We start from the raw sequence: 12,885 nt of genomic DNA, 5'->3' as shown, positions 1-12,885 counted from the left end.
AACTTCTATCTTTCAAAAGTGTAGAACATTCCTAAAGCCCAAACATCGTATCCAGAAGCTTCTTTCCTGTTTCGGTACGAAATACCTTATGTTTGAATGTTAAAATTGCTTCCTTTGGCAGCTCATCCTCGTACGCATTCACAAGGAAATCTGCCTCCAGCAAAATCTGGTAATCCATCCCCTCTACATTTTGGTAGGTATGATGATGACCAATCAGATAACAAATCCGGTCACGCTCTTCTTCCGTAACCTCCGAAAATTCTTTTAACAGCTGCATTGCGTAGGCCGGACCTTCCTGCTCCTGCAGTTTTCCGTCGGAGCGTCCGTACTTTTCTTCACTCGGTCTGATTCCAATATCGTGAAGAATCGCCGCAAGGTCAAGTATTTTTTGCAGTTCCTCTGAAATCCCCTCTTCCACTCCAATCACATGTGCAAATTGATACACCTTCAAAAAATGCTGGATTCTCTTCGGGTCCCCGCCATCAAACTCTACCATTTTTTGAATCATTTTTTCGTTTATCATAACTTATTTTTCCTCCTGCAATCATAAAAAGTAACAGACACACCCATTGATTTATGGAAAAAAGCTGCCCTGGCGGATTATCGCGCAAAAAATCCAGAAGAAACTTGAAAAAAGCGTAGATTACGACACACCAGGCGCTGATATTTTGCATGCCTTTTTTTGCCAGTCGATTGAGGAAAAGAAACAAAACTACAAATATAATTGTTTCTATCAATTGCACCGGTATCATCCACTCCGACTTGTTTCCGCCATCCAGATAGCGCACACATCCGAGACCGTCATAACTTTTTCCTCGGCAGCACCCGGCAAAAAAGCAGCCTAGTTTCGACACGCCGTACATGAGACCGAGGCTTATCGTGTAGGTCTGGACAAATGCATCTTTTTGTCTGGCATCGATTTTTGTAAAAATCCAGACACCAAGCAGCATGCCAACGGCGCCGCCAAGACTTGAAAATCCAACTTTTTCTACTTTTCCATTCTGAAGATATTGAACGACAAGTGTAAACGCCCAGCCACCGTATAAAATCAGTGCGATATTTAACATCATCGAATACGCAATATATCTTTTTTCAATGCCTCTTTTCAAAAGTTCCCGCGCCACATACGAAAATCCTGCCACAAAACTGAGGAAAAAGCAGATTGCGTACGGTGAGATGCGCCAATGCCAGACTACAATCTCCATAGCACACCCTGCCAAGGCAATATTGCGGCACAAGCGGACGAGTTGCACATAGTTCCACATACAATATTACATGCCACCAACAAAACCACAATGCCTATGATTGCTATGATAAACAGCACAATGTATACCCACATCAAAACTTTTCCAAACACATTCTGCGGATATTTGACTCTGACATAAATCATCAGTACCAGTGCTACAATGAAGCAGCCAATCACCATCATTCCAACTACACTTGTAACCATTTCCTGGAACAGTTCAAACAGCCAGTTGTCGACCTCTATTTTTGCCAATTTTCCATTGAAAAAGGAAAAAAGCTTCATAAACGACGACGTTGGTGCTAATGCACAAACCACAGATATTATGCATAGAATATCAGCTTTTTTATTTTCTTCTGGTGTTAACGGATTCTTTCCCACGTGAACCTCCCTTGTAATTTAAACGACACGTGCCCCGAACGGCATCAATGAAAGTTTTGCCAGTTTGAAAAACTGTTTTCCAAACGGAATTCCTACGATTGTGATGCACCATAAACATCCTGTCACAACATCTGCGATTGCCATTGGAATTCCAGACAGGATAAGCCAGAAAATATTTGCGACAAGGCTCATGGCACCTCCGCCATACTCTATCTCTTTTCCAAATGGCCAAAATGCAAGCCCTGCAAACTTAAAACACTGTAACCCAATCGGAATTCCTACAATTGTGATGCACCATAGGCATCCTGCCAGAACCCACGACAGCCCGCTAAAAAACCCGCCAAAAATAAACCATAACAAATTCCCAACTAAACTCATCTTCTCTAATCCTCCATCTCCATGTAAGCCTTTGCTACTTTTTCATACTCAACCTGGTTGTTGATTTTTTCTACGGAAAAGTCATCTTCGCTCACCTTTACTTTGTAGATATACAGCCCTTCCTGCGAAATCTCATCGCCTTCGATGCGGGCTCCCACCACATAATTCTTGTGTTCAAACTCAAATTCGTCGACCACTGCGAGCTCGACATCTTCTCCCTCTTTGCTCTTTACGGTAAATGTTGCATATTCTTTAAATTCCTCTGACATTCTTCTCTCCTTCTTCTTGCGCTTTCCTGCAAACCTGCGGTTGGTTTTACATTCCGGCACACCTGTTTTTTGTCATTTTAACAGACTTTGTAAAAATGTGCAAAAAAGCTGATTCTTGTATACAGAATACAATGTGGTCGTTACCTTTCGGTTCGGTTGGGAAAAGAGGGCTCATAGTTACTATATGACAAATTGTACAAAGCCCGGTCGATTTTGTTTTGATGTACGAATATAAGAAAAGTCTATGTATGCCTAACAAAGTATATTTCAGAGTGACGTGCCCGGCGTTCAACGAGCCATCCATGGCTCGTGAAGCCTTGTTCTGCCGTCCGTGGCAGAACATCACTGAGAAGGAATAGCCATACAAAGATTTTCTAATATTCTCCCAAAATCACAAAATCGACCGGGCTTTGTGCAATTTGTTATCTACTAATTTGCAAGTCCTCTTTTCACAACCGAACCGAAAGAAAAAGCATACTCCATGTTTTTCATGAAATATGCTTTCTGTGTGATAGCTTCGGATGCGAAAAGGCAGCTCACAGTTTTTTGACATCCAAACCTATATATAATGAAAGATGTTGGTCTACTCTAACATCGAGTTCATCATCTCCATTTTTTCTTCTGCCTGATAAATCAGCTTCGCGCATTCTCTGAGTTCGTCTGAAAAATCTTCCGTACAAACTTTGCTCTTGATGCTTTTATACTGGATATCATGTTCTAAACTTGCCCACAAATCCATGGCAAGTGTCCGAATCTGTAATTCCACCGGCACCATCTGTTTCTTATTCATAAAATAAACCGGAACACGGATTACCATGTGAAGACTGCGGTAACCGTTTGGTTTTGGATTCTCTATGTAGTCTTTAATCTCCATGATATGGATGTCATCCTGTGCCAGAATTCGGTCACGAATCAAATAAACATCCTTCATATAAGGACACACAACGCGGATTCCCGCAATATCATAAATGTTATTACAAGCTGCACTTAACGTGAGGTTTAAGTCCTTTTTTTCCAGTTTTCCAAGAATACTTTTTGCAGACTTCAAACGTGTGTCGATATGATGAATGGGACAACGTGCTTTTCGGTACTTGAATTCATCTTTAATAATCTCAAGTCTTGCAGTCGTTGCGCTCATTGCTGCATTGTACATCCTTAAAATCGGGTCGATTGTCTGGGAGAATTGCTCTGTCATATCTGCAATTTCTTCCATATTATCATTTACCGTAATGGTCACCGGCATAACTTCATTTACTTCTATTACCTGCTGTTGTATAATCACGGGATTCAATGGCATCGTCCCGTTCTGTTTCATTGCGTTCTGATTTCCCATATTTATCTTCTCCTTAGCAAATCATTTTTGATACTGTTATTATAACAAACAGAAGTAAATTCCCCATTAATACATTCTAAAGTTTTTATGAAAGTTTTAGTTGAAACCGCGAAATCCTTTTCCAATAATCTCACTGCTGTTGGTAATTGCGATAAATGCAGTCGGCTGATTTCTCTTGATGAAGTTACGCAATTCCACCGCCTGCCTTCTTTTTAAAACAGTTAAAATAACGGTTTTCTGATTATGCTGGTAAGCCCCTTCCGCATGATAAATCGTCGCGCTCCGGTTCAAATCCTTCATGATAAAATCGCAGATTGGCTGCGGATTGTCACACACAATCGTAAAATATTTACATAAATTTATGCTCTCAATCACGTTATCCACGACGAGTGATTTTGCAAGAAGACCGCACATGGAAAAAAGACCTGTCTGCGCATCAAACACAAAACAGGATGCAATGACGATAAATAAATCGACGCAAAAAAGTGCACTCGCAATATTCAGATGCGTATACTTTTTCAAAATCATCGCAATAATATCCGTACCACCGCTGGATGCTCCTACGTTAAACAGAATTGCCGAGCCGAATGCAGGCAGAACAATCGCATAAATCAGTTCCAGCACCGGCTGTGTTGTCAGTGGCGCTTTCATTGGGAAAATGATTTCTGCCGCCCACAGCGCAACAGACATTAGGACACTGACATATACCGTCTTGATTCCAAACGATTTTCCAAGGAACAGAAAGCCCAATATCAAAAGTACCATATTAATTACAAATGTAATTGTACCGGGTGTCAGCGGCAGTCCTTTTGCGAGCACGATGGACATACCGGTAACTCCACCGAAGGAGTAATTATTCGGGAACTTAAATACATAGATTCCGGCAACCTGAATCAGGGTTGCTATCGTTAAAATAAAGTACTCATAAACAACCTGTACTTTTTCGTGTTTTGTCATGTGAAATAACCATGCCTTTCTCATTTTATGTCAAAATTATTATAACATGGGTTTCCCGGTTTTTGTAGACTGTTGGGGAAAGATTTTACGAATAGAAATTTACATGTTTCCATTTATGTTATTCCCACAGTCTCGCTTTTGTATTACAATTTTACTTATGCTAGATTCGGGGGCAAAAGGCTGCTCACAAGTTAGTCGCTGGGAAATTGCTCAAAGGCAAGACTTTTTTGTGACTTTGAGGGAACATTAGAAAATCTTAGTATGCCCCAAAATACCCAGTGATGTTCTGCCACGGACGGCAGAACAAGGCTTCACGAGCCAAGGATGGCTCGTTGAATTCCGGGCACGTCACTCTGAAATAATCTGTATCAGGCATACTTAGATTTTTCTTATGTTCACTCATCGGAACAAAATAGACTTGGCATTGTGCAATTTACCAACAAGAAACCTGTAAGCTGCCTTTTGACACCTGAATCCTATTTTTGAAAAAATAGCCCAATATCATCATTATGAATAAAGTACATATATGCGACACAAAAAATTACAAGCTTCATTCATATTCGTTTTTCTCTTATTTCTTGTCCTTTTTATAGGACGGGCTCATTGCCCACATATAAAAAACTTTGACATTGATACAGTGGAATGGAAGGAAAAGGAAATTTTTCCAGGGAAATGGCATGGTTTTAGCACCTACACAACCTACCAGGGAATCGAATATGATTTTAATTCAGAGAACTTTGACGAAGAAAGTGCCAAGGAACTTATCGGAAAAATCTCCGATTTTATTTCCTACACAGATTCTTTTTTCGATTCTCCTACCCAAGACCTGACCGTTTACCTTGGGTTTCAATCCGATAATAATGCCTCTTTTCACACTCCTTTATGCATCACGGATGGGAAAACGCTCACTTTCGATGATTTATGGTGTCTCGTAAAGAAAACGCATCCAGGCAATACTTCCTGCGCGGAGCAGTATGGCCTGTTTTTCGCATATTGTATCGATAATGGCATCCTTTCCTATGACAATTCCGATACACACACCAACGAACTTCAATCCTTTTACAGCGACAAGGAGCACCTGTACCTTTTAGATTTTACACTTCCAATGTTGGAAACAACTTATTTTTCACAGGAGGATTCTGCCATTGAAAAAGAATCGGTGAAAGCTTTTTCTCTTTGGTATGTGGATTCCTATTCCTTTGATGCCTACGAAAAGTTATGTCACTCGTTAGAGCAATCTTACGATCATGAATCCCTTGTGAATGAAAAAAATAAGTGGCTGAAAAGCATCGGTTGCGATTCGGCTTACTCCGAACTTGGAAAAATTAATTTTGGCTATAATCATACCGACCACGCAAAAGATTCCTGTACCTACCGAATCGAATCCGACGATGCCATCTGGCTATGGGAAGATGCAGATGTTGCTGCAATCGGTTACCTTAATATGGTAAAAAATTATAATATTATCGAACCCCTACGTGTTCTAGACTTTCAAGATGCAAGAGATTATCTCGGTGGATACCTCCCGGAAAACTTAAATAAGGTTTACATTTTAACACAATTTGAAAAAGAGCATGACGTCAATACTTCCCGTTCTTGTTATTTTCCTGATGAGGAAACCATAAAGGTTGTATTAGGCTGGTATGAAGTGCCCTATTGTCTCTTACACGAATATTGTCATCATCTGACATATGGTCCTGATAAAATTGTGCCTACGATACAACACCCATACCTGGTAGAATGGTTTCCAACCGTTATGGCCAATATTGAGTTAGAGAACCGCGAAAGCAGTATTGCCTATGTTTCCTATATCGGAAAAAATCTTATTCGAGAGAGAGGCTACTGGGATGATAAAAACGATTGTTATTCTGGCACTCTTGGTACCTATCGCCAGGCTCTTGAACGTTATTCCCAACGTTTTGATCCTGCGACCGGCAATTTGAATGTTCCTGCCATATCAGATATCGGTTACTCCGAATCCGCCTCAATGGCAAAATATATCACGGACACCTATGGATTTGACAAACTTGCCGCGCTCTCAACCACCAATGGCGATTTTGAAAAAATTCTTGGCACCTCGTTTGGACAGATTTATCAAGATACCATGAACTGGGTCAGCAAACAAATGGATGATTACGAAAACTTGTCAGACAACATACAAGCAGAATAACTTAACTGGTCGGAGCAATAAATACCTAATTATGTATACTGCCCTTTTAAAATGTGTTCCCGTCGCATCCTTATAGAAAGCTTTCCTCTATGTAAAAGCAGCACTTTCTGCAAAAGCAAAAAGATGCTATACCTTAGAGTTTCCTCACTTGGTATAGCACCTTTTTCATCTATTTGTATTGAAACGATTGCAACTGGACAGTTTCCATATCTTTTCACAATTCTTGATTTTCAGTTAACCTTTTCTGCTTCAGATAACCTTCCAAAATTATTTAGCCTTCAATCGTAATGTATTTCTTCTGTTCTACTTCCGGCTTTGCTTCTTTCTTTGGAACTTCAACCGTCAAAATACCATTGTTGAATTTAGCTTTGATATCTTCCTGCGTCATCTGCTCGCCAACGTAGAAGCTTCTCTGATAACTTCCGGTGTAACGTTCTCTTCGTATGAACTTTCCTTCTTTGTTCTTTTCTTCTTTATTCTCATTGTGTGCAGCATTGATGGTCAGATAACCATCTTTCAGTTCTGCCTGAACATCCTCTTTTGCAAATCCAGGAAGTTCCATATCTATATAGTAAGCATTATCTGTCTCCCGTACATCTGTGCTCATAGCGCCTGTTGTGCGGGCATACTGGCTTGGCATAGCCGACATCGTCGGCATGAAAGAATCATCGAAAAAGTCATCAAACATATTATCTACAAAATTATTACTAAAAATACTTGGTCTTAACATAATCGTTTCCCTCTTTCTATTCTTATTCTTTGCGATAAGCTTTCTTGTTCTTACCTTGTAACTACGTTATAGACCTTTTTATTAGCACTGTCAATAGGTGAGTGCTAATTTTATAATTTATTTAGATTTAATTTATTTTTCCATTATATTTTCAGAATATTTCCATTTATTAAGTTAATTATCCCGCACTTACCAACATTATCCACATTATTTTGTGTATAACTACAAGTGTATTTTTATTATTGCACTTTCAAGTGACCGTTTTCTTTATAGATTATAAGCTCGATGACTTGTTTTTACGTCACTTATTTCATTTAGCAATATTCCCAGATGAAAAGGAGGCTTGGCGGTTCTCTTTCGCGGTCTGCTTCTGCATAGTGATATTCCAACGCAAAAGGGCAGGGGTTTGGAATCCCCGGATGGGATTCGGGCGGACTGGAATTCTTGGGAGGTGAGTTGGCTTTGTATTCTTGGAAGGTAAGTTAGCTTGGAATTCTCATGAATTGAATTGGCTAGAATTCTTGGGAGACGAGTTGGCTTAGAATCCTTATGAATTCAGTTGATCTGGTATTTTTTGAGTTGAGCTGGCTTAGAATTCTGGGGAATTCAGTTGACTTGGTATTCTCAGGATTTTCGTCGGCTTAAAATTCATGTGAATTTAATATTATAGCGTAGAATGTACGTCCTTTATCTAGGTATCACCTTTAAAAAGAGGGGATTTTTTTAACTACGTGTCCACTATATAGATAGTAGTTTATATTTATGACTTTAGGTGTTTTCTGCGATTTTGGGAAATTTCTACTCCATTGCTTAAATGGCTTTAGGTGTTTTTCCTGATTTCTGAAATTTTCCACTCCATTGACTTGACGTCTTTAGGTGTTTTCTGCGATTTTGGGAAATCTCCACTCCATTGCTTTCCTAGCTTTAGGTGTTTTTCCTGATTTCTGAAGTTTTCCACTCCATTGACTTGACGTCTTTAGGTGTTTTCTACGATTTTTGAAAATCTCTACTCCATTGCCTTAACGTCTTTGGGTGTTTTCATGCACTTTTCTAGATTCTCACTCCAATTCAAGTTCTCCAGACATTGTAAACGCACCACGAATGCAAATATCCGTGGAACAGTAGAACAACAAAATTCTATGCCAAAAAGCAATCTCTACGAATCTTGTAGTATAGGAAAAGTTTTTTCCCAGTACCTTATATGCCAAGAAAAGTTATCTTCCTGCTGCACTGTATAACAACGAAAGCTATACTTTTTCTGTCCTATATAACAACAAAAGCTATCTTCCTGCCGTCCTATATAACAAGAACCTCTACATCCCTAACATCTTCTCCGACAAGAAAAGCGGCATCCAAAGTTTCCTTCGGATACCGCTTTTCATTGGGTATATTTTTATATGATTTCTAGCGATTATTATGCTAATGCTGCAGTAATGATTGCCATGGAGTATACTTCTGACGCGTTACATCCACGGGATAAGTCATTGATTGGAGCATTTAAACCAAGTAAGATTGGTCCGTAAGCTTCGAAGTTACCAAGACGCTGTGCAATCTTGTAGCCAATGTTACCAGCGTTGATATCTGGGAAGATAAATGTATTTGCATGTCCTGCAACTTCTGATTCAGGGCATTTTGTACGAGCAACACGTGGAGATACTGCTGCATCGAACTGAATCTCGCCTTCGATTGGAAGGTTTGGATATTTTTCTTTTGCTTTGTGAGCTGCATTACGCATTTTGTCAACATCTTCACCTTTTCCGGAACCAAGTGTTGAGTAGCTTAAGAATGCAACCTTAGGATCTACACCGAAAATTCTTGCACACTCTGCAGATTCTCCAGCGATTTCAACTAATTCATCTTCTGTTGGATGAATGTTGATTGCACAGTCACCCATTGCCAATACTTCGTTCTCACCTGTAGCAGATGGACGAACTAAGATAAAGCAAGAAGATACGATGCTGTTGCCTGGTTTTGTCTTGATTAACTGTAATGCAGGACGAACTGTATCTGCTGTGGAATATGTAGCTCCACCAAGAAGGGAATCAGCTACACCCATTTTTACTAACATTGTTCCAAAGTAGTTTGCCTGGGAAAGAATTCCTCTTGCCTGCTCTGGTGTAACACCTTTGCTTTTACGAAGTTCGCAGAATAAATCTACCATCTCGTCAAATCTATCATAATTGTTTGGGTCGATGATCTCTGCTCCACGAATATTAAATCCACTTTCCTCTGCAACTTTGTTGATTTCGTCTGGATTACCAACAAGGATTGGGTGAAGGAAGCTGCTTGCTAAAAGTCTGGAAGCTGCCTCTAAGATACGAGGATCGTTTCCTTCTGTAAAGACGATTTTCTTAGGATCTTTTTTTAGGATCTCGATTAACTGACCAAATCCGAACATTTTATTTTCCTCACTTTTCTATTTTATAATGTGTTTAAGATTACTGTGCAAAACGCACGATTTACCTTCATTATATAGCAGAAACTAAATATTTCAATGCTTGTATCTGATAAAATGCACTTTTATTTGACATTTAGGCACATTTCTGCTAAAATAAAACTTTGTGAAAAAATTAACAGGAATTTTTCAATTCTATTTGAGATTTTCTCTCAATCTGTGTTCTATTTCAGAAAAAATCTCTCTTTTGTTTTTCCCCATTCTTTACTTTCCTTCGCATTCTGTGTATCATTCTCCCCTTACAATCAGCCTGCTTTTCTTGTATTTTTCATTGTATTCTGTGTGATTTATTTCTCAGACTTTGGTGTCAAAAGGTTGCTTACAGTTTTCTTACTGGCAAATTGCACAATGACAAGGCAATTTTGTTCCGATGAGCAAACATAAGAAAAGTCTAAGATTTTCTAATGTTTTCTCAGCATCTTCTTCCCTGTGTTCTGCATGCCTTAGTCTTCTTTCTTGTGTTCCGTGTGTCTTAAATCTTTTTCCTCTGCCTCGATTATCATATCCCGCACTTCCGGACTCTGCATTGCCTTGATTACATGAAAAAGATTTGGCAGCTTCTGATTTTTGTTTGGCTTTGTCATTAACATGAATCTGCGGAATAAGAACAGGATTGCGATACTGATAATAGACAGCAAATCTTCTCCCGCTGTTGTGGTTCCAATAATCATGTGTCGTGCAATCAAAAAAATCAGCGCTTCGATGATGTTTGCGGAGTTTGGTTTACATAACATCTTCATAAACTCAATTCCGATTACGATATTGAATACGGCGTCCAGATAAATCAGGAACTCCCCTTCATGCGTGCGGTTTGCCCAATAATGCTGTAAATCCGGCACCAGCGATACCACTGCAATGACAAGACCTGCCACAACTGCAACTGCCATCAAAAGTTCCATGATGTCACACACTTCATATAAAAATTTTCGAATTTTATCCCACATTTTTTATCCTCCCGTTTCTAGCCAATTCTGTCGTTCTATCTTCCAGCTTTTCGAGCCAAAATGGTCATTCACTTATCCTGTCTCTTCTATTATAATATATTGTTTCCCCAAATAGCAGTTTCATCTTCGCCGGTTTTCGTCTGCGTTCGGCATTTTTCCTAAAAACCGAGCATTTGAATCAACAGAATCCAAGTCAGTCCGTAGTAAGTCACAACTGCAACCAGGTCATTGATGGTCGTAATCAACGGACCGGATGCCACTGCCGGGTCAACTTTTATCTTATGGAAAAACATTGGAATAATTGTTCCGGTAAAACTGGAAATCACCATCGCTGTCACAAGCGCAATTCCGATACAGCCGGACACCGCAAAAGAAAATCCCGGTGTTCCGTGTTTTGCAATCATCACATATAACCCGATAAAGACAAAAGATAGCAGTCCTAATAGCAAACCATTTGCAAGACCGATACGCATTTCTTTTCCAACCAGATACAACTTCTGTTTTCCGGAAAGGTTTTCATCCATCAAAACACGGATGGTAACCGCAAGTGACTGTGTTCCGACATTTCCTGCCATATCTAAAATCAGGGACTGGAAACAGATGACAATGGTCAGTTCTGCCACTACTTTTTCAAACATTCCAACAACTGTTGATACCACGAGTCCTAGACCTAATAAAATGATAAGCCAGGGAATTCTTTTTTTCATACTCTCTAGCAAAGGTTCCTTTAAATCTTCCTCTGCCGTCAAACCTGCTAATTTTGCGTAATCCTCTCCCATTTCCTCATCGACAACCTCAACGATATCCTGGGCTGTGATGACACCGATGATTCTTTTTCCATTATCCAGAACCGGGATGGAGTCCTCGGAGTAATCTTTTAATTCTTCGATACATTCGCTGATGGATTCTTCTGCATAAACATAAGGGTAAAATGTTGCAATCAAATCCTCCAGATTCGCATATTCTCTTGCCGAAATCAAATCTTTTAAATCAATTGCACCGTAAAAAGTACGGTCATCATTTACCACATAAAGTGTCATGATATTGTCGTTTTCGGCTGCCTGGCTGACAAGCTCTTTCATTGCCTGGCGCACTGTGGCACCACGGTCAATCACAATGAAGTTTGTCGTCATTTTGCTACCGATTTCATCTTCACTGTAAGAATGAATCAAATCGATATCATGCTGTGCTTCATCGTTCATCAGATGGAAGATTTCCTCACTTTTATCCTCTTCCAGTTCGTCCAAAATATCGACCGCATCATCCGCATCCATCGACTCAATGATATCTGCAGCCTTTTCCGCATCTAACTCTTCGATATAGGTTCCAACATCATCCAGATAGGTAAATACCTCTGAAACTGCGTCAACACCTAAAATACGATACAGCTTTTTTCTTTCTGTAACAGTCAAATCATCCAAAATATCTGCGATATCGTTTTCGTGGTAGTCCGCAAGGCGGTCTCGTATGACATCGTCAGAGTCCTGACTTCGGACGATGGAAATCAGCTCTTTCTCGTAATCCGGTTTCTCCGGAATGACTTGTTCTACTTTGTTCATTTCATTTTCTGTCATATCGTTACCTCCTTCTTCCACACAAATCTTATCCAGCAAAAAAGGGCTGTGGCACCCGTCGTTTCCAGATGCGGCAGTCCTTTTGCAATTGTCATTGTAAAATTTAAAACCGAGCGTCTTACTTCGAATCGAAATCCCAGACGTTACCTCCACAGTTAACTCGGCCCAGGCACCCTCGCGGCACACAGGAGGTTTTACTTAAGGCTGCTTCATTCCTGACCTGACCTGGTTCGTAAATTCCTGTTGCGCAAGACCCAAACGTCAGCGCCACTTATGAAGGGCAGCTCCAAAATTGAAGACCCTCTGTTCGACATCACCCCAACTATAGCGGATTGTTGGTTCAAGGTACCGCTACCACCCCGGCTGCTCGGAGATTTAAGTATAGCCTATAACACCGCCAATTGTCAATAGTTAGACCGCACAAACTCTTGGATTGTATTGGCAAAAACAG

General features: G+C 40.0%; 12 protein-coding genes and 1 other RNA gene. 1 reads left to right on the top strand and 12 read right to left on the bottom strand.

The window, feature by feature from the left end:
• Positions 1-31 precede the first annotated feature (31 nt).
• The 7 genes from BIV16_RS13735 to BIV16_RS13705 form a co-directional block, all read right to left on the bottom strand.
• A complete protein-coding gene (locus tag BIV16_RS13735; protein ID WP_075680128.1) occupies positions 32-523 on the bottom strand; it encodes an HD domain-containing protein in 492 nt (163 codons plus the stop codon).
• Positions 483-1,205: a prolipoprotein diacylglyceryl transferase family protein gene (locus tag BIV16_RS13730; protein ID WP_075680129.1), complete on the bottom strand. Its 723-nt coding sequence runs from the start codon at positions 1,203-1,205 to the stop codon at positions 483-485. Before BIV16_RS13730 ends, BIV16_RS13735 begins: the two co-directional genes overlap by 41 nt.
• Positions 1,193-1,624, bottom strand: a complete 432-nt coding sequence (locus tag BIV16_RS13725) for a hypothetical protein (RefSeq protein ID WP_075680130.1) — start codon at positions 1,622-1,624, stop codon at positions 1,193-1,195. Before BIV16_RS13725 ends, BIV16_RS13730 begins: the two co-directional genes overlap by 13 nt.
• An 18-nt stretch (positions 1,625-1,642) precedes the next feature.
• Entirely contained in the window at positions 1,643-2,002 is a 360-nt protein-coding gene (locus BIV16_RS13720) for a YccF domain-containing protein (RefSeq protein ID WP_075680131.1), read from the bottom strand.
• Between the two features lie 5 nt (positions 2,003-2,007).
• Entirely contained in the window at positions 2,008-2,271 is a 264-nt protein-coding gene (locus BIV16_RS13715) for a DUF1292 domain-containing protein (RefSeq protein WP_075680132.1), read from the bottom strand.
• A 583-nt stretch (positions 2,272-2,854) separates the two neighbouring features.
• Positions 2,855-3,604: a GTP pyrophosphokinase gene (locus tag BIV16_RS13710; protein ID WP_083625141.1), complete on the bottom strand. Its 750-nt coding sequence runs from the start codon at positions 3,602-3,604 to the stop codon at positions 2,855-2,857.
• A 96-nt stretch (positions 3,605-3,700) separates the two neighbouring features.
• Positions 3,701-4,561, bottom strand: coding sequence for a YitT family protein (locus tag BIV16_RS13705; RefSeq protein ID WP_075680279.1), 861 nt, complete (start codon positions 4,559-4,561; stop codon positions 3,701-3,703).
• A 637-nt stretch (positions 4,562-5,198) separates the two neighbouring features.
• Here BIV16_RS13705 and BIV16_RS13700 point away from each other — a divergent pair.
• Positions 5,199-6,731, top strand: a complete 1,533-nt coding sequence (locus tag BIV16_RS13700; RefSeq protein WP_075680133.1) for a hypothetical protein — start codon at positions 5,199-5,201, stop codon at positions 6,729-6,731.
• 271 nt (positions 6,732-7,002) lie between these two features.
• Here BIV16_RS13700 and BIV16_RS13695 read toward each other — a convergent pair whose 3' ends face one another.
• The 5 genes from BIV16_RS13695 to ffs all read right to left on the bottom strand — a co-directional run bounded on the left by BIV16_RS13695 (position 7,003) and on the right by ffs (position 12,805).
• Positions 7,003-7,461 carry an Hsp20/alpha crystallin family protein gene (locus BIV16_RS13695; protein ID WP_075680134.1) on the bottom strand — a complete coding sequence of 153 codons (459 nt, stop codon included), beginning with the start codon at positions 7,459-7,461 and terminating at the stop codon, positions 7,003-7,005.
• A 1,414-nt stretch (positions 7,462-8,875) separates the two neighbouring features.
• On the bottom strand, positions 8,876-9,859 hold the full coding sequence (pta, locus tag BIV16_RS13690) for a phosphate acetyltransferase (RefSeq protein ID WP_075680135.1): 984 nt from the start codon (positions 9,857-9,859) through the stop codon (positions 8,876-8,878).
• Between the two features lie 500 nt (positions 9,860-10,359).
• Positions 10,360-10,860 (bottom strand): hypothetical protein, encoded by a 501-nt coding sequence (locus BIV16_RS13685; RefSeq protein ID WP_075680136.1) that lies wholly within the window; start codon positions 10,858-10,860, stop codon positions 10,360-10,362.
• A 158-nt stretch (positions 10,861-11,018) separates the two neighbouring features.
• Positions 11,019-12,434: a magnesium transporter gene (mgtE, locus tag BIV16_RS13680; RefSeq protein WP_083625143.1), complete on the bottom strand. Its 1,416-nt coding sequence runs from the start codon at positions 12,432-12,434 to the stop codon at positions 11,019-11,021.
• A 109-nt stretch (positions 12,435-12,543) separates the two neighbouring features.
• Positions 12,544-12,805, bottom strand: an RNA gene (gene ffs, locus BIV16_RS13675) — signal recognition particle sRNA large type.
• Positions 12,806-12,885 lie beyond the last annotated feature (80 nt).

Origin of the sequence: Roseburia sp. 831b, from assembly GCF_001940165.2 — a bacterium.
Taxonomy (GTDB): domain Bacteria; phylum Bacillota; class Clostridia; order Lachnospirales; family Lachnospiraceae; genus Roseburia.
The sequence above is the reverse complement of the archived record's forward strand: the minus strand, read 5'-3'. Positions and strand labels throughout refer to the sequence as shown.

Excerpts from the sequence above, each read along its gene's own strand:
- BIV16_RS13735 (WP_075680128.1), bottom strand. The coding sequence starts at position 523 with ATGATAAACGAAAAAATGATTCAAAAAATGGTAGAGTTTGATGGCGGG.
- BIV16_RS13730 (WP_075680129.1), bottom strand. The coding sequence starts at position 1,205 with ATGGAGATTGTAGTCTGGCATTGGCGCATCTCACCGTACGCAATCTGC.
- BIV16_RS13685 (WP_075680136.1), bottom strand. The coding sequence starts at position 10,860 with ATGTGGGATAAAATTCGAAAATTTTTATATGAAGTGTGTGACATCATG.
- BIV16_RS13695 (WP_075680134.1), bottom strand. The coding sequence starts at position 7,461 with ATGTTAAGACCAAGTATTTTTAGTAATAATTTTGTAGATAATATGTTT.
- pta (WP_075680135.1), bottom strand. The coding sequence starts at position 9,859 with ATGTTCGGATTTGGTCAGTTAATCGAGATCCTAAAAAAAGATCCTAAG.
- BIV16_RS13715 (WP_075680132.1), bottom strand. The coding sequence starts at position 2,271 with ATGTCAGAGGAATTTAAAGAATATGCAACATTTACCGTAAAGAGCAAA.
- BIV16_RS13705 (WP_075680279.1), bottom strand. The coding sequence starts at position 4,561 with ATGACAAAACACGAAAAAGTACAGGTTGTTTATGAGTACTTTATTTTA.
- BIV16_RS13720 (WP_075680131.1), bottom strand. The coding sequence starts at position 2,002 with ATGAGTTTAGTTGGGAATTTGTTATGGTTTATTTTTGGCGGGTTTTTT.
- mgtE (WP_083625143.1), bottom strand. The coding sequence starts at position 12,434 with ATGACAGAAAATGAAATGAACAAAGTAGAACAAGTCATTCCGGAGAAA.
- BIV16_RS13710 (WP_083625141.1), bottom strand. The coding sequence starts at position 3,604 with ATGGGAAATCAGAACGCAATGAAACAGAACGGGACGATGCCATTGAAT.